We start from the raw sequence: 22,201 nt of genomic DNA, 5'->3' as shown, positions 1-22,201 counted from the left end.
GCAAATCATGATGAAGGGGTGTGATGAGTTAACCTAGAGTATCATTTGTAAAATTTGTGCTGTAAAACTACTGCGTAGATAAAATCCGCGAGGAAGCGTTAAAATTTTACTGCCCTCTTCATCAAATCCATAGCAAAGTGATTTAGCGTTTGCTGCTTTAGGTCTAACTTGCAGATACTGTCCTATGGTGGCATCAATTTTTTCCAACTTTCCGCATCCTATCATGAATGTTAACTCATGCCAGTCGCCGGCGAGAATCAATTCATCTTCTTTACTGGGAGACCATAAAAAGCCGTGTCCTATTCGTCGATGCTCGAAAGGAATATTTCTATCGCCTTCAACAGGTATCCATAAAATGCGTCTTAACTTGGAGTAGCATTGCGAAGAGAGCCACTGTTGTTGATGAATGGTTAATAGAGGAATGCTGGTTACAAACGTGGATTCGGCCGGTTTGCCTGTAGGGTTAAGGGGTAAAGTTTTAAGCTCAATACCAAGATAAGAAAAATCAGGAATGGCTTTTGTGCCTGCGGTAGTTCCTAACGCTAATTCAATAGCCAGGCCCGTCCAGCCTTTACGCTTTGTTTTCTCAGCAGGAATGGAAATTTGAAGCATAGAAGCTAATTGTAAAAAACTTAAACCTTCAATATTACGACAACGCTCCAGAAGCTCAGTCTCACTCTTCAATTGCTCTTTTGGAAATAGTTGTTGGTGCATATTCCCCTTCTTTTAATTCCACACTAATTGGAGGAATCGGTGGTTTAATCCCAGCGGCTTTAAATTGTGCTGTAATTGCAAATAAAACTTTTGAGCGAATTTCAAAACGCGTATACAACTGAACATTAATAAAATAACGTATCTCAAATTCAATCAAGGCATCATCAATTTGTTTTAGAAATACTTGGGATGGCGGGTCATTAACAATTTCTGGAATCACTGCAAGAACATCCAAAATTAATTGCTGAATCATCACAGGATCATCGGCACGACTTACTTTAATTGGAATAACAGTTCGCACAATACTGTCTTGATGCGTCCAGTTTGTAAATGGCTTGTTGAAAGTTTCCGCATTAGGTATTAGAACTTCCGTATTATCCCATGAGCAAACTCGCATTGAGCGAATACCAATATGAGCAACGCGACCTTCAAAATTACCGAGGGTAATTAAATCCCCTTCGCGAACGGGTCGCTCAATGAGTAACATTAAACCACCGACCACATTGGATGCAAAATCCCGTAAACCAAAACCCATACCAACAGCCAGTCCCCCGATTACCATTGACATGCCACTAAAATCCAGCCCCAGAACTCGTAAAGTGATAAAACCACCAATCAAAATAACAGCATATTGTGTGAATACTGATAAACTATTCCTAATACCTGCGTCACGTGCATTGCGATAGAGCCAGCGATAACTAAACTCTCGTGTCCATTTAGCAGCCCAGGCAAAAACTGACAGTAAGATAAGAAATGCAATAATACTAAAGGGAGTAATATAAACTCCTGATAAATTAATCAAGGGGTATTCGCCGAATTTCATTAAATTGGCAATAATAAGGGAATCTGAATGCACACCAAATAATTGGCTTAATAGATACAAACTAGCGCCAATTAGCAAGACCCGCAATACTTTATCGAGTGGTTTTAGAAAAACTTCAATCCATAACCAACCATTGCGCATGGATGAAATCATCCATTCAGAAAAAAGATCAAGTGCATCAATTAATAAGCCGCGGATTACAACATAACCCGTAAGGACAAGCAAAATTTGTACTTCGTAGCGACTCATCGACCATGCGAGATTAATATATCCCATTTGACCAATTATCGCCGTAGTAAATAAAGTTAAAGGAATTAATATTACCAACAGCATCACGGCATTACGAAAATAACGCTTTTTAGTTTTCAATAGGGGATGCAGCAGGTGACTGATAGTTTCTCTATTTTTCCAGCCTACAATAGAGACAGCAAGCAAAAATAGCATGAACAGACGGTTAAATATATCCTGCATCAGTGCAGATAGAGGCAACAAGTGACTAATAACCATCAAGGCTGTTGCCCATCCCCCTGCAAGCAAAAGCCATTTAATGCGATAGTAAAGTCGAACGTCGGTTCCTGACGAATCACTAACTCTCTCCAGCAGTACAAGTCGTGCAATTAAAATTAACAGGCGAAAAATAAGCCAGACAAAAATCAAGTTGAGCAATAATTGATAGTTTGAGAAAAGGATATGATTACCGTAAAGTAAAATTAATACCGAGGCCACAATGGTCAAATGAGGAATATTACGGCTTAATAAGATAAGTGCTCCATCATATAGATGCCCCGAAAGGCGCGATCGTTCCTTATCTCGAGTTAACCGCTTTAACAATTTGTGCAAGCCGTAGGCAGCAAGAATGAGAAAGCCCAAAATAATCCAAAGCATTGCAGATGGGAAAAAATCCTGCCACAAATAATTATCCTTCACTTTGAACACTAATGATTTCAAATAATTGTAAATTTGCGCTGGAATATGAATCAACTGCTCAAAAATAAGCGGCCAACTATCTAGCCGATATTCCGACAAACTCTGCCTTACCGATAGTTGTTTTTTTAACTCTTCCAGATGATTTTCTAAATCCTCTTGCAGCGTTTGCTGTTGAATAACAATGCCTTCAATTCTCGCATCAACGATACGTATCAACGCGGAAAATTGTTTTTTTAAATTTTCATCAGTTAAGTGACTACGTTCATCCGTTAACATTGAAACCATTTTTTTTAAACTTTGTTCTATTTCAGATAACTGAGTAATGGCCTCTTTATAAGTATCTGTGATTCTTTGCAGTGTTCTTATGTTAGGATCTTTAAGTAACAAATAATCAGCCTTCACCAGTTTTTTTTGCAGATCAAGTTCGGCTATTTTATATTGGGTTAAATTAATGACCTGATTATTGAGTAATAATTTGGCTTCTGCTCGATATACAGAGGGAAAATCATTATCTGATTTTATTTCCTGTTGCAGCTTAATGGTATGTTCATATAAACGAGCTAAAGATTGATTAAATTTTTCCTTTTGTTCATGAAATTTTGCTAATTGCTCTTGCATGAGCGCTTTTGAATACCATAAATCTAATTGTTGCTTATGCAAAACCAGGGCCTGTTGATAACGATTAGCCAATGATAAATTTTCATTAATTAGATCAATCGTTTTTTTATTGACATCGGTGAGCGTATTAATTTTGCTAATTCGTTCTTGCGAATCATCCTGTGATAAAGATGTTTGCTGCAAGTGTTTTAATCGCTGCGTTAAATCTTGCTGTAACTGCTTTTGATTTGTCAGGAAGCTTTCAAGACTGGTAATTTTAGCCTGATTAAGCGCCATCATTGCATTATTTTCCTGCAGTTGTTTCTGATAGCTTGCCTGATCGACTGGTGGCGAAATGAGTTTTATCTCATTAATAGCCAAAGTGAATTTATTTTTTTCCTGGACGAGATATTCTATTAACTTGCTTGAGCTATCTTCTGTCTTGGCAAAGCCTGCGTGCACGGATAGTAGCCAGACAATAAACAGGCTCAATAAAAAATAGCAATAAAACCAGCAGCTTTTTATCAGTGTGCTGGTTTTATCAGGTTTATTTTGTTGCTGATGGTGCAAGACGAATTCCTAACTCATTAAGTTGCGTGCTACCAACCACAGCAGGGGCATTTGTCAAAAGACAAGAAGCAGACTGTGTCTTGGGAAACGCAATAACATCACGAATTGAACTGGAATAGGTTAACAGCATCGCCAAACGGTCAATACCCAAGGCAATACCTCCATGAGGAGGGCAACCATACTCCAGCGCATCTAATAAAAATCCAAATTTCTCTTGAGCCTCTTGCTCCCCTATTCCCAATAAATCAAATACTGCTTGTTGCAACTGAGGTTGATGGATACGAATAGAACCACCACCAATTTCAAAACCATTAATAACAATATCATAAGCTCTTGCAAGTGTTTGCGTTGGATGTTGTTTTAATGCCTCTACCGATAATTCTTGAGGAGAAGTAAATGGATGATGCATGGATTGTAGCTGCTTGGTGTTCATATCAATCTCAAACATTGGCCAATTAACGACCCATAGTAAACGCCAGCCCTGTTCTACCAGATTATTATCATGCCCTAATTTAACGCGTAAGGCTCCCATTGATTCATTAACTAACTGAGCATGCCCTGCGCCGAAAAAGATAGCATCACCAGTTTGTCCTTCTACTCGTTCAATAATGGCTTTTACGCAGTCTTCTGATAAAAATTTAAGAATGGGAGATTGTAAGCCCTGCATACCCTGTTCAAGATCATTTATCTTGATGTAGGCTAGCCCCTTGGCACCATAAATTCCCACAAAAGTACCATAATCATCGAATGCTTTGCGACTTAATTCACAACCTTTGGGTAATTTTAGTGCAACAACTCGTCCTTCAGGATTAGCTGCAGCTGTTGCAAAGACATTAAAATTACATTCTTTAACTAAATCAGCAATATCAACTAATTCTAAAGGAATGCGTAGATCCGGCTTATCACTACCAAAACGTCGCATTGCCTCTGCATAAGTCATTTTTGGGAGTTTCTCAGGTAATTCAACTTGCAGTGTTTCTTTGAAAACTTTTTTCAGCATCCCCTCAATAAGATCTTGAATATGATTTTCATTAATAAAACTCATTTCAATATCGAGTTGAGTAAATTCAGGTTGTCTATCGGCGCGTAAGTCCTCATCTCTAAAGCAACGGACAATTTGATAATATTTATCAAAACCAGACATCATCAACAATTGTTTAAACAATTGCGGTGATTGTGGCAACGCATAAAATTGACCAGGATGAACCCGAGACGGTACCAAATAATCTCTAGCACCTTCCGGTGTTGCCTTGGTGAGCATGGGGGTTTCGATATCCAGAAAACCTTGTCCATTAAGATACTCACGTATAGAACGTATCAAATTATGACGAAGCGTCAGATTATATTGCATGTCACTACGGCGTAAATCCAAATAGCGATAGCGATAACGTAAATCTTCATTGACGGTTTGATGATCATCAGGCAAAAATGGCGGCGTTTTGGATTGATTTAATATCTCTAGCTCTGTACCCAAAATTTCAACCCGTCCTGTAGCCATTTTTTCATTCATCATTCCCTGCGGGCGAGAGCGAATAGTCCCTTTAACTCGTACGACAAACTCATGGCGTAATTTTTCAGCAATAGTGAATATCTCTGCGAACTCAGGCTCATAAACCACTTGCACCAAGCCGGAACGATCACGAACATCCAAAAATATTACCCCGCCATGATCGCGACGATTATGTACCCAACCGCAAATACTAACCGATTGTCCAATCATTGATTCCTGAATACTCGTGCAGTAATGTGATCTCATGTGAGCCGCCTGTTATACAATTAAATTTTTTAAGTCGGAGGTTGCAGCTGTTGTAGACTGCATTACTCCTAAAGAGATAATAAATTTTAATGCCTCATCTACTGTCATGGCTATTTCAATGGCTTCTTTTTTCGGAACCATTATCAAAAATCCTGAGGTAGGATTAGGTGTCGTAGGTACAAAAAGAGAGATCATTTCTTCTTCAGTGTGAGCTGAAATGACTGAGCCATCAGTGCTACCTGTTAAAAACGCAATACTCCATGCACCCTTTCGTGGATATTCTATGAGTAATACCTTGCGAAATGCCTGACTATTAGTAGCAAATAAGGCATGAATAACCTGCTTGGCAGCATTATAAATGGAGCGAACCAGAGGAATTCGGGCTAATAGCTTTTCCCCAAAACTAACAAGAAGCTGACCAAAGTAATTGGTGGCAATAATACCTGTAACGAAAATAATAACCAGCGACAGGATAACTCCTAAACCTGGTATATGAATACCTAATAATGTGTCTGGACGATAGGCAGTTGGCAGCAGTGCCATCGTTTTATCAAGTAATTCAATAATAAATCGCAAGACAATAAATGTAACAACAATAGGCAACCAAACCACTAGGCCAGCCAAGATATAGCGGCGGAAAACTTTAGATTTCAATCTTTATCACCCTTCTTCTCAGTTTTAGTTTCAGTTTTAGTTTCAGTTTTAGTTGTGGTTTCTGCTGGTTTTTTTTCAGTTGCCGAAGTATCTGATGCTGCCGTAGTTGCCACTTTTTTTTCTTTATTTTTAAAATCAGTTGCGTACCAGCCTGTTCCTTTTAATTGAAAACCTGTGGCTGAAACCAGGCGTACAGCAGCGTCTTCAAAACATTTAGGGCACTGTTTTACTGGGGCATCGCTGATTTTTTGCATCAAATCAAAATGATGATGGCAATTTCTGCATTCGTATTCGTAAATTGGCATCAATTAATCTCCAAAATTGATCGTTCGTGCTTTTTTAGCTTCTTTAGAAATAGTATTGAATTATAGCTAACAAGATGCCTATGAACAATGCATTTGACCCTGCTTAGGCTTATTTATTGCAGGCAAATCGCTGAATAATTTTATTTTAACTATTTCTTAATGTAAGTTGCTCAAATGAGGAGTCTGATATTTATTTGCCCACAAAGCAGTTCGACCAACTTCTCACAAATCTACGTCATTGAAGCCATATCTAAGGATGATTCAAAACATTGCGTGAAAAAATGCGGTATCAATTTTCCTTGAAAAGGTATGGTCGCAAGCAACGGGACCGAAATTTTATCAGATAAAGTGGCTATATTTTCTGACAGTGCTAACATGTTTTTATCCAAACAGTTAGCAATCCAGCCACTGAAAGGAATCTTGTGGGCCTGTAGAATAGAAGTTGTTAATAGTGCATGGTTTATACAGCCTAACTTCATCCCTACCACTAAAATAACTGGAATTTCAGTTATTTTCAGGAAATCTAGCCAGGTTTCCTCATCATTTAAAGGAACTAGCAAACCACCGGCACCTTCAATAAAAAGAAAGTCCAGAGTTTTATAATAATCTTGTTGGCAAAAGGTCGCAATTTCCCGCGCTGATAATTCGGCATTTTCTGCCTGGGCAGCCAAATGAGGTGAAATGGGAAGCCGAAATTGCCAGTTATTAACTGGATAATTGAGATGAGTGTTATATTGTTGCAAACGAAGGACATCTTCATTAATTAGTTGTCCATTTTTTTCGATACAGCCACTTGCAAGCGGTTTAATAGCCATCCCTTTTTTTCCAAGTTGCTTTAAATAATCAAGAATTTGGCAAGTAACATAAGTCTTTCCACAATTGGTATCGGTGCCCGTAATAAAGAAAGCGCTCATTTAAAGATAGTCTCCAAAGTATTAATAAACTCCCTTTGATGCGAAAGAAAAGGCATATGTGCTGCTTTTGGGAACATCACATAATTAAAAAGAGGATACAGCTTTTGCATTGCGCCCATTGTTGTACTTGGTGTAATAGCATCAAGGCGTCCAAATAAATATGTGGTTGGTTTCTTAAAATGAAACAAGGATTCTCGCAAATCCCAGTCTGCAAGAATGGTTAATCCAGCCTTTAAACTTTCTATACTGGGTAAGAATTGAGGAGAATAATTATAAGTTTGATTTTTTAACTGTAAATTCACAAACTCGGAGATGGTTTGCTGTGGATTTTCTGTTAAATTTTTAAAGAAATTGTTGAAAACATTTTCATCAACACCAGGCCAATTCTTTTCTTTAATAAATCGCGGAGAAGAAGCAATATTAATCAAGTGGGTGACTTGCTCAGAGAGCTCATTGGCTAATCGAGAAGCATATAATCCCCCCATAGACCAACCAATTAAAGCAAATTGCTCTGGTAAGTGTTGAAGTAATTCTGATTTAAATTGTGACCAATTCATGAGAGAGCTAAGACCAAATCCAGGTAAATCCACTAAATACAAGGTATATTTTTTTTCGAAAGCAGTGGCTAAATCACACCATATCGTGTGATCAAAACCCCAGCCATGAAAAAAAACCAGAGAGGGCCCTTCCCCTTGTATTTTAATATTCAGATTCATAAATTCGTTTTAAATTTAAAAATAGGGCATCGATATCTTCAGGTTCGTGGTGATAATTTAAAATAACCCGAAGTCCGGTATGTTTTCTGCTAACAGTGGGTTCTCGTATAGATTGACAAAAAATACCACGCTGTTTTAATTGCTCAGTGTAATACAATGCTTTACGGGGACAGCCCAGTTGCAATTGCTGGATTGGTGTCTGTGAGTGTTGCCATGTTAAAGGAGATGATTTTATAGCCTTACGGAAATAGTCAATTAATTGGAAAAGCTTTTTACGTCTGGAGTCGGCTTCAAGAATAAACATAAGGGTTTCTAATACACCATAGGTCAAAGCGGGACTAACAGCAGTAGAGTAAATATAGGATCTCGCTGATTGTAATAAAGCATCAATCCATTGGCCCTCTCCTACGACAATTGCTCCCTGTGCGCCCAATGATTTTCCGAAGGGAATCACTCTTAAAGGAACTTCTTGTGGTGTCAATTGATGCTGTGCTACTGCTCCAAGACCTTGGGGGCCTAAGATACCAAAGGAGTGAGCTTCATCGACTATTATCTTTGCATGATTTTTTTTACCTAAACTCGCCATCTCAGTTAATGGAGCTAGTTGGCCACTCATGCTAAAAATTCCTTCGCTTATAATGACAGCATTATCCATTCCCCTCGTTAATTTAGCCTGCAAATCCTGAAGATTATTATGTAGAAAGCGGGTATAACTTATTTTATTGAGTTGAATTCCATCATAGAAGGAAGCATGAAGTCCTTTATCAATATAAAGATGCGCATCAAGATGGGTTAATAAAGAAATAATACCTAAATTGGCAGCATAGCCTGAAGAAAAGAGTAAGGCATCGTCTGTATTTAAAGCATGAGAAAATGCTTCCTCAAGCGTTTGATGCATCGGATGATAACCACATACCACCATCGACCCCCCACTACCACTGGGATATTTCTCGAAACCTTGTTGGAATGACTTCTTAAGACGCTTACTCATAGTCAATGATAAATAATCATTTGAACTGAAATTTAGCGACGGTTTTGGACTACACACCAACTGTCGCTTGCGGTAGAGGCCAGCGGCACGTAGTTCTTGCGAGTAGTGAATGAGAGTGTCTTCTATCATGCTTCTGCAAATGCTTTTAATCCTAATTTTTCAAAAAGCAGTTGATCCTTGTCTTGCTTAGGATTGTCTTCTGTTAATAATTTATTACCAATGAAAATGGAATTTGCACCTGCAAAGTAACAAAGTGCCTGAAGCTCATCACTCATATCGGTTCTGCCGGCAGTTAAACGAATCACACTTTTTGGCATTAAAAGACGTGCTGTGGCAATGGTTCGAACTAATTCTATACCTTCAACGGGTGGAGTTTTTGCCAATGGTGTGCCTTCAACAGGAATTAAACGATTGATGGGAACACTTTCAGGTGGCGTTTTCATATTCGCTAAAGTCAAAAGAAATTCTATTCTGTCTTGACGAGTCTCCCCTAATCCTAAAATTCCTCCACAACACACATGAATACCCGCATTTCGCACTCGCTCAATTGTTTCCAGACGATCACTGAACTTGCGAGTTGTCGCCACTTTGTCGTAATAGGAAGGTGAGGTGTCAATATTGTGATTGTAATAATCCAAGCCTGCCTCTTTCAAGGCATGAGCCTGCTCTGTAGTTAGCATACCTAAGGTCATGCATGTCTCTAGACCCAGCGCTTTAACTCCGGCAATCATTTCTTTCAATTGGGACATTGCCTTATCTGGAGGACAGCGCCATGCGGCCCCCATACAAAATCGTTTGGCACCATTCTCTTTGGCTTCCTGGGCCTTAAGTAAGACTTCATCAACGGCCATTAATTTTTCTTTTTCTATATGGGTTTTATAATGACCACTTTGCGAGCAATAGCCGCAATCTTCTGGACAGGCACCGGTTTTAATACTTAATAACTTGGCAAGCTGTACAGTATTCTCTGAGTGATTTTCTTTGTGCAAACAATGTGCCTTATAAAGCAAGTCATTGAACGGTTGTTCATAAATTGCGGTGATTTCATCGAGTGTCCACGGCTTATTATAATTCACTTTTACCCCTCGCTATTCTGGCTGAGAGAATATATCCTCTCTTCCTCTCTGCATGTCATCATGATAAAGTCAGCGCATTTATTGTCAACCAAAAAGTTATCAAATGGTTAACAGCAATCAAATTATCGAAAAAGATTTGAAACATATCTGGCATCCGTGTACCCAGATGAAGGATTTTCAAAATCACCCTCCCTTGGTTGTGCATGCTGCAAAAGGAAGTTATGTCGACACTAATAAAGGTTCTCTTATTGATGCCCTATCAAGTTGGTGGTGTAAGTCCCTAGGTCATGGTCATCCTGCTGTCATTGCTGCGATTCAGAAACAGTTAGAAACGTTTGAGCATGTGATTGGAGCCAATACAGCGCATCCTCTTTTAGCAGAATTAGGTGAAAGATTGGCTGTGCTGAGCGGAAATCAACATGCTTTTTTTGCGAGTGATGGTTCAAGTGCCGTTGAAATTGCGATGAAACTAGCTCTACATGCCTCTCAATTAAAAGGAAAATTCCATAAAACTAATTTTATTGCTTTAAAAAACAGCTACCATGGAGAGACTTTGGGAGCATTAAGTATCAGTGATTTGGGCTTGTATAAAAAGCCTTATGAAGGTTATGGAGTAACATGTAATTTTCTACAGGCAATACCTTATTTAAGTAACATTTTCGATCCCTTATGGCTGAATGCAGACGCATATTGGCCACAAACTCTTTCTCAGCTCGAAAAAATAAAAGACAAGGTCTGTGCTGTTATTGTTGAACCTATTGTGCAAGGTGCTGGAGGTATGTTGTGCTACAGTGCTGATTTCTTACAAAAGTTGGCGAAATGGACAAAGGATAACGATATTTATTTCATTGCTGATGAAATCATGACGGGATTGTGCAGAACAGGTAAATGGTTTGCCTGTGAGCATGCGAATATTAAACCTGATTTAATGTGTCTATCAAAGGGATTAACTTCAGGCACATTACCTTTAAGTTGCGTACTGATTAATCATTCAATTTTTGAGCTTTTTTATGATGACTATGAGAGTGGGAAATCATTTTTACACTCTCATACCTATAGTGGTAACGCCTTAGCTTTAAGTGCGGCTATGGCAACGTTAAAAACAATGGAAGAAGAAAAAAGCAACGAGCAGGCAGAACGCCTTGGGTATCTGATGCATTCTTTAATGGAGGAAATAAGATCAGCTACAGGGAGAATCAGTAATATTCGCTCCATAGGTGCTATGGTTGCCGCAGATTTAACTGAAATAAAAGGTAAACGTATTGGCTATGAATTATACAAAGAGGCAATTAATCACGGTGCTTTATTAAGGCCGATAGGAAATACTTTGTATTGGTTGCCCCCCTTGAATATAGACCGCGAAACGGTTGAGAATTTGGCTGAAATCACTCTAAACTCTATAAAGGCAATTTATCGCGCTGAAGATTAATGAAAAAAAACAGCCCTAATCATGCCACTATGCGACAGGCATTAAGTATTACATGGATGCTTCTTACGGCTATTTTTCTTATCTTTGCCTTATATTTTCAATGGCTACATAATGAAGCTGAAAAGCAACATCAGGTGAGTTTAATTACTAACCATCTGAGAGTCAAAATTGATGATTTAATAGAAGACTCTTTAAGAGCAGCCTACACTCTACCTCTGTACGGTCAAAATTTACAGGATTGTAAGCCTAATCTATTGCCGCTTTTAAGGAGTGTCGTTTTTAATAACACTGTCATTTCTGCGATTGTAATTAGCGATGCTCAAAATAAAATTATCTGCTCCACGCTCGGCAAAAAATATTTACTGCCCTCTCCGTCTTCTGAAAGTCCAAGTTTGTTTGGACCTTTAAAAATAGATAATTTAAGAGAAAATGCCTTTCTCTTGCAACAAAAGCTTGGTAACTATCATCTAGGCATTTATATTATTGAGTCCCTGCTGCAAAATATATTAAATTCAGCTCCAAATGAAGTTTTATTTGTCGGACTTTACAATCAGCATCAGCGAAAATTTCTTCTTCACAAGGGAAATAATCCTCTAAAAGTAAGAGAGGGTCACGATAAAAGCATACATTGGGCTGATGCACAACTACAAAATTTGAATGCATTTAAAATCGTATTAATTGCTGATCCCAGACATTTCACAATAAATTTTATTTACCGTTTGTTGCTGGCAACTGCTATCATTTTATTTCTTTCCATACTCGTTTACTGGCAAATACGAAATATTTTAAATAAACGGTTTTCTTTAACGCATGCCTTAAATACTGCCATTAAGAATAATAATTTTCAGCCTGTTTATCAGCCTGTAATGGATTGTGTAAACAATAAATATTGTGGTGCTGAAATTTTATTACGCTGGCAAACTGACAAGGATGAAATTATGCCAGAAGCATTCATTGAAGAGGCTGAGCAATCTGGTCTGATTGTCCCTATTACATTGCAAGTCTTAAAAAAAGCATTCAAGGAATCGCACCACTTTCTAAAAGTTCACCCTGATTTCCATTTTGCTTTAAATTTGTCAGCCAGTCATTTTCAGGACAAACATTTTTTTACTAAATTTCATCAATTATGTGAGCAGTATCATGTTAAACCACAACAAATTATGATCGAATTAACTGAGAGAGAGTTGTTTGATCAAACCAATAAAGCGCTTATAGCAAAAATGCATGATTTAAGAAACAGAGGTCACTCGCTGGCCATTGATGATTTTGGTACAGGGCATGCAAGTATTCGATATTTACAGCATTTTCCATTTAATTATTTAAAAATAGACAAAATTTTTATTCATGCTGTTGGAACAGGAGCTATTACGGAGAGCTTGAATCAAGCTATTATTCAGATGGGGAATTCATTAAAGCTTAAAGTAATCGCTGAAGGCGTAGAAACCAAAGAACAATTTATGTTTTTACGTCAATGTCATGTAAGATTTATGCAGGGGTGGTTTTTTGAAAAAGCAATGCCTTATGAACAGTTAGTAAAAATAATAAATGGATTACAACATGAAAAATAAATTAGGTGTGATTGTTTTTTATAGTCTTTTTCTTATAGCACAATCCTCTACAGGTGCTGTAGTCTTAGATACCAATTATTGGAAATGTACCGCTTATGATGCCGAAAATCGATCCTGGGTAGGACATAGTGATTATCAAATAACCTCCATTAATAGAGCTTTCGATGCCTGTAAAAAGCAAAGTCGGGTACCTGCAACTTGTAAAACGTCTAAAGAAGATTGTGAAGCAATCGTAGATGGTATGACTACGCGTCCGATGTGGCGATGTCTTGCTCTGGATTTGGCTGCAGTTCCATGGTTTAGCAATGTCTATGACAAGGCCAGTGATGCTGCAATGGCTGCCAAATCATTTTGTCAGGCTAACAGTGCTTTGCCGGAAACCTGTTATGTCTATTTATTTACTTGTAGAAATTTAAACGTACGGAATTTTTAATGTATTGTGTCGGATTAACAGGAAGTATTGCCAGCGGAAAGTCGACAGTAGCTGCTTTTTTTAAGAGCAAAGGAATTACTGTAATTAGTGCTGATCATGTTGCTCGTGAGTTAACTCAAACGGATGAGCAGGTACAGAAAAAAATTATAAAGCATTTTGGCCAGTCAATTTTAGATGCTTTCGAAGCAATTGATCGTCCTAAACTTCGACAAATAATTTTTGCCCACCCTGAACAACGATTATGGTTGGAACAATTGTTACATCCTCTGATTAGAAAGCGAATTGTATATTTGCTAGGCAATAACAAAAGCCCCTATTCCGTTGTTGAAATTCCTTTATTAAAAGAACGTACAACTTATCCCTACCTTGATCGCATATTGGTGGTGCTGGCAGAACCCGAGCAACAAATTAAACGTGTTATGGTTAGAGATAACTGTTCTAAACAAGAGGCTCAGGCAATTCTTGCAGCACAACCAAGTGATAAAGAAAGAATTGCAATAGCAGATGATATTATTCTGAATAATGCCTCCCTGGAAACCCTAAAAAGAAAGGTGGCAATTTTACATGAACAATATCTTTTATTAGCTTCTCGACAAAATACGATCAGTTAACTCTGTGCAAGCTAAAGACTGTTGGTTTTAATCAGTAGGTTTGGCGCCTGTTAATTGTAACATTTTAATTTATATGATAATTTGCACATTAAGGTTTAATGAATTAAAAAATCAGCTAAGGACAGCAAATTTTCTATGTCTGAAGATACAATCACCTTTCAACTAGCGACTCATTACTTGCCTAAAATTGCCCTGCGGCTTGAATATCTTTACCTGACAATAAAGCAAGGCTGTGAAGAAACTCATTCAGTTATCCATCATTATGCTTTAAAAAATTTAATTGAAATTCTTAAATTAATTGAGAAGCCAGAGCTTAAGAGTCGTTTTTTAAAAGAATTAATGCGTATTGAGCATGCATTAAATAAAAGTAATATTGTCATCTCTGAATCTTTATATACAAATTTATGCACCCAAATCCAGATTTTAACTCATGTAGCCGGACGATTTGGTGGCGAAATTCATAATGATCCCTTTTTGCAATCAATTCGGGTTTATTCCTCAACTCAGAGCAACGATTGTGAGATGTACTCACCACAACTTCTTCTTTGGCTAGGATTAGATGCAAAATTGCGACAGCGCGATTTGGAAAACTGGTTAAAAAATTTAAAAGCGCTGCAATCTACTGTTGAATTGTACCTATCATTATTACGTGATAGTGCTGAATTTAACAAAATTGACATGTATAACGGGTTTTATCAGCGTTCTTTACCGCCTAAATCTTCTTGTCATCTTATTTTACTAAAAATCGAAAAATCGTTCGGCATTGTTCCTAGAATGCAGTTAGGACATCATGGCTTGAGTCTTCGTTTGTGTGACATCAGTACCATGCGTGAAGTACGTGAAACAAATGCAAGACTTGACTTGGCAATTTGTCAGATCTAACTCCCCGCGTTTCACTTATTTCGGTAATTTTTCCATTCTGGCATAATATTCAGGGGTAATTATGAGGTAATTTTTTTGTCATACAGAAATAACGGGGCTTTGTATGCCGCCTTATCGGGACTTTTTTTTGGCTTAATTGGCTATTTTGGTGTTAGCGTGATGAAGGCTAACGTTTCCGTCAATAATATGCTTTTTTGGCGTTTTTTGGTCTCCAGTCTTTTCATGGGAATGCTCTTAATTCCTCGGTTCAAAAAGCTCACTTTTAATGCAATAGAGTCAGTTAAAATTACTTTTTATGGAGCTGCATTTTATGGAACATGCTCCATCTTTTATTTTGTGGCAACCCAATACATTGGCTCTGGACTCTCCATGGTCATATTTTTTACCTATCCATCCATTGTTTTATTAATTAATTTTTTATTCTTTAAACAAAAAATTAGCAAAATTTACTATTTAGCCTTACTAATAATTTTTTTAGGAATGGGCTTATTGGTAAATGGAAATAGGTTTGATTTTAATCTCATGGGGATTGGCCTAAGCTTGTTATCTGCCCTTTTGTATGCTCTTTATTTAATCGCCAGTAAGGGTATTTTTATTCCAGCTCTGTTAGCAACATTCTTCGTCTCGCTTGGTGCAATGCTCATTTCTTTGGTTGCAGCTTTTATTGAAGGAACATTTTTTATCCCAACTGGTTTAGATGTCTGGTTTAATATCTGTGGAATTGGAATTATCTGTACCGCACTGCCAATGCTGTTGCTTTTAAAGGGCTTACAGCATATTAGCTCATTACAAGCAGCGATATTATCTGTTTTAGAGCCTGTATTTGTAGTTATCTTCGGAATAGTACTTCTGGGTGAGCAGGTTAGCCTTATTCAAGGATTAGGAGTAGTTATTCTACTTGCCGGAGCACTAATTTCCTTACTACATTATCGTTTTGAATAATTAGGAATACGAATAAACTTAGATTTTTAGGAACTTATTATTTGCAACCAAGGAATACATGGGTGAATACCTTAAAGCTGGTGACCCAAACCATGAGAAGGGATCAGACGAGAGGATCCCTTTAGTTATTAGATTATTTATTAATCCAGCAAGATCCAAGCTTCTTGCCAGGCTAGACCGACGCCTGGTTCATAATAAGTTGGCGATTGACTGCACCAACCGGAATAGGGCCATGGTTTACATTGATAACGTTTATGATCATGTCGCCCCATAACAATAGTATTTGCTTTATATTCAGCGATGCCATCAGGATAAATAAAATCCACTTGACTTTGCTGCTCAATAAAATCAATTGCCACATGATATTGTGAAGGATCTTTATTAATAAAGATTTTATTCGCCTCTTCTTCAGGAATCAGTACAACCTCCCCTGTTTCAGCTTTTAATTGTCCTATACGAAGCAATGAGGAATTAGCATTAACCTCTTCTGCCAAGGCAAATGGCCATTGATTACCGCCGTTATTTTCAGCTGTAACTACAATACGATGAGTTTCTATCTCACCATTGTCATGATGAAAGAGACGAAGTTTTACGATCATTCCCACTGCAATTTCTGCAGTATTGTATAATGATTGCAATTCATGCCATTCCACTGGCTTGCCAGTATTGTTAACAAAAACATCACTACAAGAGTAAAATGCCTCAGGGCTATCCTCTCTTTGCCAGATAACAAAAATAAGCTGTCTCCCTATTTTATTGGCAGGTATCTTACAAGGCATGTTGTATCGATCGTTAACAAGACTTACTGTATTGATAGTACAAAAGGGTTGAGGTTCGAGATCGGACCATTTTAAAGGCTGATTAAATTCATAATCACTTTTAGTGATATAAAACTTAAAATATTTGGTTTTATGCGGTGCTGTAGGATAGTAGATAAAATGAAATAGTCCCTCTGCATCTGGCTCAATAATACTAGTACTCCAGTCGCTTCGAGCAAGATTTAATCCTTTGTAAAATTCTCGTCCTCCGCTACACAATTGGCCATCAGGAATAATGTCCGTATGGCGATCATTTGCTGCAGGCTGATTCACTTCGTTCCAATTATAGATTGGTTGTTTACCCCCAAGTTCTACAGCTGCTTTACATGCAGACGATTTCGGATTTTCGGGGTTTTCCTTAAAGCATTGATATATTCGCGAAATTGGAACCTCCATTGAACCATGGGCAAATATAGAGCAACAAATCGAAATGAGAACGCTCCCTAGCATCATTTTAACAAAGCTCACTTTTTATCCTTAAAATAGGCTGATTTTTTAAAATAACTTATTTCCGTGAATAAATAAATGGCTGTAATGTCTGAATATTTCTCTCGCGGTATCTCTATATGCACCATAATTCATTTGAAAAAATGAAAAAAAGAAGCAGCATAGGATACCTCCGTCCTTTTCGTCAGAATTATGGCTGGACCTCTAACTATCAATATGGTCTATCATTGTGAGGCTGGGAGCCGGAATCCCAGAAATATCTGAGTAAACTCTAGTAATAAAATCCTTGAGACCTTCTCTTATTTAAGAAATTACTAATGACGAAATTTATTTTATTTTGAATAGATTTGTTACCTCTATCGCATAGTTCAATATGTTTTGCTTCATTAAATCGTACAATGGTCATCTTTAACTTTCTATAATCTCTGCGATCAGGTAAAACCCCAGGGTCTGCATTGGTATCATTCGCTCGGATGGATAGTATGGGGAATTTGCTGTCCCGGGGAAAAGGCATACGCAAACTATCAAGTGAGATTACAGATTGAACTAAATGAGGATATTGTTTTGCAAATAGCATGGAAATATCACCCCCATTTGAATGTCCAACCAAAATAACTTTAGTGAAATTTAAAAATGGGTATTGAGTGGCTAGCACTTTTTCTATAAATAGGAGATTTAAAACGCCCCTATCCCAAAGTGGTTTCCTGCGTTGATATAAATTACCGGTACGAGATAAAGGTGAATCTGTATTCAAATCATGCTGAATACTTATTACAAAATACCCTTGGCTTGCAAGGTAATTTGCGATTGAAGAATATTCAGTATTTCTAACTCCATAGCCGTGGTTAATTATTACTACCGGCATATGTATTTCATCAGAAATGGCTTTGTCTTTAATTTTTTTGTCTACATAAGTTTGTATTGGTATTGAACGATTTCTTGTTTTATCCACCATGCATTGTGAGGAAGAAATAATGCTACTCTTGGTCTTTATAATTGATGTGGGCTTATTTTGTCCTATAGAGATTGAAGAAAAACCCATCAGAAAACTCAACAATATAAAAATAATTTTAAATAATTTCACTATAAAACTCTCCACGATAAATCAATAAGGATTTTTATTCCTTGTTACACATTTCTTTATGCACGAATTATCCTTTTGTCTTTAGATTATTCAAACTCAAAATAGAATACTAAAAACATAACCTTGAGACTCTCTGTGAGAATATCCTCCATGGTAAGAAGCCATCTCTACCATTTTTTTGGAGAATTTATAAACACAAAGATAACTCCTAAAATCATTATAATGTTTGACAAGGTATGCACAGATTTATCCACAGATTTTGTGGATAAAGTAGTTAAAGAATTTTTCTTAATAAATAATAATAATCCTTACCAGCAAAGGAATTTAGCTAATATTCAAAGGAAGAATCGGTAAATTGAAGCGAAGGATTTAAATAAAATATCCACAAGCTGTGGTAAAACTGAAAACTGAAATGCGGACAGACATATTAACAAATAAATTCTAAAAAAACAGCCTTGACGTTCATATATTTTTAAAAACTTTTTTCTCTCCAACAATCTAGTCCAAAAAACTTCTGATTTATTTAAAACTTGCTCTGCTCGAAAGGGGGTTCAAATTGCCCCTATACTAGAAATAAACTTACTCTCTAAATTTATTCAAGCATAATTCGTATAGGTTATAGCCTATGTCAGGGCAAAATCATACTTTATCTAAATTATAAGCAACAAGGCGTCATCCTGAGCAAAGCGAAGGAGCTCTTCGTTCAAAAAGTGGGATTTATCTGCTGGGGATTCTTCGCTTTGCTCAGGATGACAGTAATTTGTGCAAGATAATCGTGTGAAATTAATTCAAAATAGGATGATCTTGCCCTGTAGACTATATTAGTTCAATGTTACTCTTATTTACGCACTGTGGATCAAGACAAATCTGCTTAATTAAATCAATAATTTTAGTGTTTGCCTCAGGAAAATCATAGAGAGGTAACTCCTTACTATTAACCCACCGTAAATCCATTTGGGATTCAAGACAGCTAGGCTCTCCTTTATAATCTCGCACTTCAAAAATGAGCAAATTAACAATTTTTGTACTATAGGCATGAATGATTTCTTGCAAAAAACGAAAAGAAAGAATTTCTATACCTACCTCTTCCTTTATTTCTCTAGCAAGAGCTTCAGCAGGTGCTTCGTCAGGTTCAAGTTTACCGCCTGGAAATTCCCACAGACCTCCATGAGGAACATGCAGAGGCCTGCGGGTAATAAGTACTTCACCTGATTTGTTAACTATAACAGCAACGACTACTTTCAAGCTAAACTTCCATGACATACTTTATATTTTTTTCCAGAGCCACAAGGACAAGGATCATTTCTCCCAATTTTTCTCTCAGCTCGTCTAAACGTAGTGTCAGTTTGCTCTCTATTTACGGCATCACCCTCTTGATGAAGAAACTGCATTTTTTGCACTTGCTCCGCCCGACGTTGTTCCTCCACAGCATTAACATCTTCAGCGGTTTGTACTTCTACTGAAGACAGTAAACGTACAATTTCATATTTTAAATTATCCAGCATCATTGAAAATAAGGTAAATGCTTCACGTTTGTACTCTTGCTTCGGATCTTTCTGCGCATAACCGCGTAAATGAATACCTTGGCGTAAGTGATCCATCGCAGCCAAATGTTCACGCCAGTGGTTATCCAAGGTTTGTAAAATCACTGATTTCTCGAAGTCAGCCAGCACTTCTCTTCCAGTTAACTGTTCTTTTTCACGATAGCGCTCAATAGCAAGTGCGTGAATTTTTTCACGAATTTCTTCTGGCTGTAGACTATGATCAGCTTCAACCCATTCATTTATATCCGCTCTAATTTTAAAATCTTCGGCTAGCGTTTGAGATAAGCCTTTCAGATCCCATTGATCCTCTAAACTTTGTGGCGGGATAAAATTATCAACCAACCCGTAAATGACATCCTGGCGCATGGTTTCTACGACCTCTTGAGGATCTTTCATCGCCATGAGTCCTGCACGTTGTGTATAAATTACTTTCCTTTGCTCATTAGCAACATTGTCATAATCCAACAATTGTTTACGAATGTCGAAATGATGGCCTTCCAATTTGCGTTGAGCATTTTCAATTGCTTTGGTAACCAAATTATGCTCAATGGGTTCACCTGGTTTCATTCCTAAACGCCGCATCATAGAAGCAACGCGTTCTGATGCGAAAATTCGCATTAGATTATCATCCAGAGAAAGGTAAAACCGACTACTTCCTGGATCTCCCTGACGACCTGCACGACCTCGAAGCTGATTATCTATTCGACGTGACTCATGACGCTCAGAACCAATAATTCTTAACCCTCCTGCTTCAAGAACTGCGTCATGACGTTTTTGCCAATCTGCTTTAATTGCCTGGCGCTCCGCCTCTGTTGCCTCAGGAGGTAAGGTTGCAAGTTCAGCAGATAAGCTACCACCCAACACAATGTCTGTACCGCGTCCTGCCATATTAGTAGCAATAGTTACTACTCCAGGCCTGCCTGCTTCCGCAATAATCTGGGCTTCTTTTTCATGAAACTTGGCGTTTAACACCTGATGTTTTATACCTGCTTTTTTCATGAGGTGGCTCAATAATTCAGAAGCCTCAATGGAAGCCGTGCCCACCAATACAGGCTGTTTTCTCGCCACACAATCTTTTACATCTTCAATAATAGCTTCATATTTATCTTGCTGTGTTAAGTAAACCAAATCAGGTTGATCATGACGACGCATTGGCTTATTAGTAGGAATAACTACTACTTCAAGATTATAAATTTGCTGAAATTCATAAGCTTCGGTGTCTGCAGTTCCTGTCATACCACTTAACTTATTATACAACCTGAAATAATTCTGGAATGTGATAGAAGCCAGCGTTTGATTTTCATGCTGAATGGCAACACCTTCTTTGGCTTCAATAGCCTGGTGCAGTCCTTCAGACCAACGGCGACCTGACATGGTACGGCCGGTGTGTTCATCCACAATAACCACTTGATTGTCTTTGACAATATAATCCACATCACGATGAAACATTGCATGGGCTCGTAATGCTGCATTGACGTGATGCATCAATATAATATTACTTGCGTGGTACAGACTTTCACCCGGATCAAGCAGATTTTTTTCCGTGAGCAGATCTTCTACATATTGATGCCCTACCTCTGTGAGGTGAGCCTGCTTTTGCTTTTCATCAACCGTATAATGACCACCATCTCCCTCTTCTTCCTGTTTTTTAAGCTGAGGAATTAATTCATTAACTTTTCTATAAAGTTCAGAACTTCCTTCTGCAGCACCAGAAATAATTAATGGAGTTCTCGCCTCATCAATGAGGATGGAATCAACTTCGTCAACAATAGCAAAATTTAATTCTCGTTGGACTTTGTCCTCAAGACTAAATGCCATGTTGTCACGCAAATAATCAAAACCAAATTCATTATTGGTACCATAAACGATATCAGCATGATAAGCCGCCTGTTTTTCAGGATGAGGCATGTCAGGGTATATAACACCCACTGTTAAACCTAAAAATTCATAGATAGGTTTCATCCACTGGCTGTCACGTTTGGCAAGGTAATCATTCACCGTAACGATATGGACGCCACGTCCGGTCAGTGCGTTTAAATAAGCGGGAAGAGTCGCTACTAAAGTTTTACCCTCTCCGGTGCGCATTTCAGCAATGTTTCCTTCATGGAGCACGATTCCCCCAATTAACTGAACATCAAAATGCCTTAAACCTAAAGTTCGCACGGCAACTTCTCTTACTGCAGCAAAGGCTTCAGCAAGTAATTCATCCAGAGTCTCACCATCGGCCAGACGCGCCTTGAACTGCGATGTTTTAGCCGCTAACTCTTCATTTGACAGTGCCTGCATCTGCGATTCAAACGCATTAATTGCTTCTACTGTTTTTTCCATTCGACGCAAAGTACGCTCATTGCGACTACCGAACACTTTTTTCATCAGGGTATTTAACATAGCCTTGATAAT

19 protein-coding genes are annotated in these 22,201 nt (G+C 37.9%); 6 read left to right on the top strand and 13 right to left on the bottom strand.

Annotated features, from left to right (window positions below; genetic code table 11):
* Positions 1-33 precede the first annotated feature (33 nt).
* The 9 genes from mutH to bioB all read right to left on the bottom strand — a co-directional run bounded on the left by mutH (position 34) and on the right by bioB (position 10,043).
* Positions 34-714, bottom strand: a complete 681-nt coding sequence (mutH, locus tag clem_RS06725; RefSeq protein ID WP_094090930.1) for a DNA mismatch repair endonuclease MutH — start codon at positions 712-714, stop codon at positions 34-36.
* On the bottom strand, positions 674-3,631 hold the full coding sequence (locus clem_RS06720) for a mechanosensitive ion channel domain-containing protein (protein WP_094090929.1): 2,958 nt from the start codon (positions 3,629-3,631) through the stop codon (positions 674-676). Before clem_RS06720 ends, mutH begins: the two co-directional genes overlap by 41 nt.
* Positions 3,609-5,387: an aspartate--tRNA ligase gene (gene aspS / locus clem_RS06715; protein ID WP_094090928.1), complete on the bottom strand. Its 1,779-nt coding sequence runs from the start codon at positions 5,385-5,387 to the stop codon at positions 3,609-3,611. The genes clem_RS06720 and aspS overlap by 23 nt, the downstream gene beginning before the upstream one ends.
* Before the next feature lie 12 nt (positions 5,388-5,399).
* Complete coding sequence (locus clem_RS06710; protein WP_094090927.1) at positions 5,400-6,041, bottom strand: DUF502 domain-containing protein; 642 nt, start codon at positions 6,039-6,041, stop codon at positions 5,400-5,402.
* Positions 6,038-6,346: an FmdB family zinc ribbon protein gene (locus clem_RS06705; RefSeq protein ID WP_094090926.1), complete on the bottom strand. Its 309-nt coding sequence runs from the start codon at positions 6,344-6,346 to the stop codon at positions 6,038-6,040. Before clem_RS06705 ends, clem_RS06710 begins: the two co-directional genes overlap by 4 nt.
* Positions 6,347-6,576: 230 nt before the next feature.
* The gene (gene bioD / locus clem_RS06700; RefSeq protein ID WP_094090925.1) at positions 6,577-7,260 is read right to left on the bottom strand and encodes a dethiobiotin synthase; all 684 of its coding nucleotides are present in this window, start codon (positions 7,258-7,260) and stop codon (positions 6,577-6,579) included.
* Positions 7,257-7,976, bottom strand: coding sequence for an alpha/beta fold hydrolase (locus tag clem_RS06695; RefSeq protein WP_094090924.1), 720 nt, complete (start codon positions 7,974-7,976; stop codon positions 7,257-7,259). Before clem_RS06695 ends, bioD begins: the two co-directional genes overlap by 4 nt.
* On the bottom strand, positions 7,960-9,096 hold the full coding sequence (locus clem_RS06690; protein ID WP_094090923.1) for an aminotransferase class I/II-fold pyridoxal phosphate-dependent enzyme: 1,137 nt from the start codon (positions 9,094-9,096) through the stop codon (positions 7,960-7,962). Before clem_RS06690 ends, clem_RS06695 begins: the two co-directional genes overlap by 17 nt.
* A complete protein-coding gene (gene bioB, locus clem_RS06685; RefSeq protein ID WP_094090922.1) occupies positions 9,093-10,043 on the bottom strand; it encodes a biotin synthase BioB in 951 nt (316 codons plus the stop codon). Before bioB ends, clem_RS06690 begins: the two co-directional genes overlap by 4 nt.
* 103 nt (positions 10,044-10,146) lie before the next feature.
* On the opposite strand from bioB, the gene bioA reads away from it, so the two are divergent.
* From bioA to clem_RS06655, 6 genes are all read left to right on the top strand, one after another.
* Positions 10,147-11,472 (top strand): adenosylmethionine--8-amino-7-oxononanoate transaminase, encoded by a 1,326-nt coding sequence (gene bioA, locus clem_RS06680; RefSeq protein ID WP_094090921.1) that lies wholly within the window; start codon positions 10,147-10,149, stop codon positions 11,470-11,472.
* On the top strand, positions 11,472-13,040 hold the full coding sequence (locus clem_RS06675) for an EAL domain-containing protein (protein ID WP_094090920.1): 1,569 nt from the start codon (positions 11,472-11,474) through the stop codon (positions 13,038-13,040). The genes bioA and clem_RS06675 overlap by 1 nt, the downstream gene beginning before the upstream one ends.
* A complete protein-coding gene (locus tag clem_RS06670) occupies positions 13,030-13,473 on the top strand; it encodes a hypothetical protein (RefSeq protein WP_094090919.1) in 444 nt (147 codons plus the stop codon). The genes clem_RS06675 and clem_RS06670 overlap by 11 nt, the downstream gene beginning before the upstream one ends.
* Positions 13,473-14,084, top strand: coding sequence for a dephospho-CoA kinase (gene coaE, locus clem_RS06665; protein ID WP_094090918.1), 612 nt, complete (start codon positions 13,473-13,475; stop codon positions 14,082-14,084). Before clem_RS06670 ends, coaE begins: the two co-directional genes overlap by 1 nt.
* Before the next feature lie 135 nt (positions 14,085-14,219).
* Positions 14,220-14,966, top strand: coding sequence for a cell division protein ZapD (gene zapD / locus clem_RS06660; RefSeq protein ID WP_094090917.1), 747 nt, complete (start codon positions 14,220-14,222; stop codon positions 14,964-14,966).
* 75 nt (positions 14,967-15,041) lie between these two features.
* On the top strand, positions 15,042-15,908 hold the full coding sequence (locus tag clem_RS06655; RefSeq protein ID WP_232505582.1) for a DMT family transporter: 867 nt from the start codon (positions 15,042-15,044) through the stop codon (positions 15,906-15,908).
* A gap of 140 nt (positions 15,909-16,048) precedes the next feature.
* Here the strand turns inward: clem_RS06655 and clem_RS06650 are convergent, their stop codons facing one another.
* The 4 genes from clem_RS06650 to secA form a co-directional block, all read right to left on the bottom strand.
* A complete protein-coding gene (locus clem_RS06650; RefSeq protein WP_232505581.1) occupies positions 16,049-17,194 on the bottom strand; it encodes a lytic polysaccharide monooxygenase in 1,146 nt (381 codons plus the stop codon).
* Between the two features lie 250 nt (positions 17,195-17,444).
* Complete coding sequence (locus tag clem_RS06645; protein WP_198333207.1) at positions 17,445-18,257, bottom strand: alpha/beta fold hydrolase; 813 nt, start codon at positions 18,255-18,257, stop codon at positions 17,445-17,447.
* An 816-nt stretch (positions 18,258-19,073) separates the two neighbouring features.
* On the bottom strand, positions 19,074-19,520 hold the full coding sequence (gene mutT, locus clem_RS06640; protein ID WP_094090916.1) for an 8-oxo-dGTP diphosphatase MutT: 447 nt from the start codon (positions 19,518-19,520) through the stop codon (positions 19,074-19,076).
* On the bottom strand, positions 19,499-22,189 hold the full coding sequence (gene secA, locus clem_RS06635) for a preprotein translocase subunit SecA (protein WP_094090915.1): 2,691 nt from the start codon (positions 22,187-22,189) through the stop codon (positions 19,499-19,501). The genes mutT and secA overlap by 22 nt, the downstream gene beginning before the upstream one ends.
* Positions 22,190-22,201 lie beyond the last annotated feature (12 nt).

The sequence above is a fragment of the Legionella clemsonensis genome, assembly GCF_002240035.1.
Classification (GTDB): Bacteria; Pseudomonadota; Gammaproteobacteria; order Legionellales; family Legionellaceae; genus Tatlockia; species Tatlockia clemsonensis.
This window is presented reverse-complemented; position numbering and strand designations above follow the sequence as displayed.

Excerpts from the sequence above, each read along its gene's own strand:
- mutH (WP_094090930.1), bottom strand. The coding sequence starts at position 714 with ATGCACCAACAACTATTTCCAAAAGAGCAATTGAAGAGTGAGACTGAG.
- aspS (WP_094090928.1), bottom strand. The coding sequence starts at position 5,387 with ATGAGATCACATTACTGCACGAGTATTCAGGAATCAATGATTGGACAA.
- clem_RS06705 (WP_094090926.1), bottom strand. The coding sequence starts at position 6,346 with ATGCCAATTTACGAATACGAATGCAGAAATTGCCATCATCATTTTGAT.
- bioD (WP_094090925.1), bottom strand. The coding sequence starts at position 7,260 with ATGAGCGCTTTCTTTATTACGGGCACCGATACCAATTGTGGAAAGACT.
- clem_RS06695 (WP_094090924.1), bottom strand. The coding sequence starts at position 7,976 with ATGAATCTGAATATTAAAATACAAGGGGAAGGGCCCTCTCTGGTTTTT.
- clem_RS06690 (WP_094090923.1), bottom strand. The coding sequence starts at position 9,096 with ATGATAGAAGACACTCTCATTCACTACTCGCAAGAACTACGTGCCGCT.
- bioA (WP_094090921.1), top strand. The coding sequence starts at position 10,147 with ATGGTTAACAGCAATCAAATTATCGAAAAAGATTTGAAACATATCTGG.
- clem_RS06675 (WP_094090920.1), top strand. The coding sequence starts at position 11,472 with ATGAAAAAAAACAGCCCTAATCATGCCACTATGCGACAGGCATTAAGT.
- clem_RS06670 (WP_094090919.1), top strand. The coding sequence starts at position 13,030 with ATGAAAAATAAATTAGGTGTGATTGTTTTTTATAGTCTTTTTCTTATA.
- coaE (WP_094090918.1), top strand. The coding sequence starts at position 13,473 with ATGTATTGTGTCGGATTAACAGGAAGTATTGCCAGCGGAAAGTCGACA.
- zapD (WP_094090917.1), top strand. The coding sequence starts at position 14,220 with ATGTCTGAAGATACAATCACCTTTCAACTAGCGACTCATTACTTGCCT.
- mutT (WP_094090916.1), bottom strand. The coding sequence starts at position 19,520 with ATGTCATGGAAGTTTAGCTTGAAAGTAGTCGTTGCTGTTATAGTTAAC.
- secA (WP_094090915.1), bottom strand. The coding sequence starts at position 22,189 with ATGTTAAATACCCTGATGAAAAAAGTGTTCGGTAGTCGCAATGAGCGT.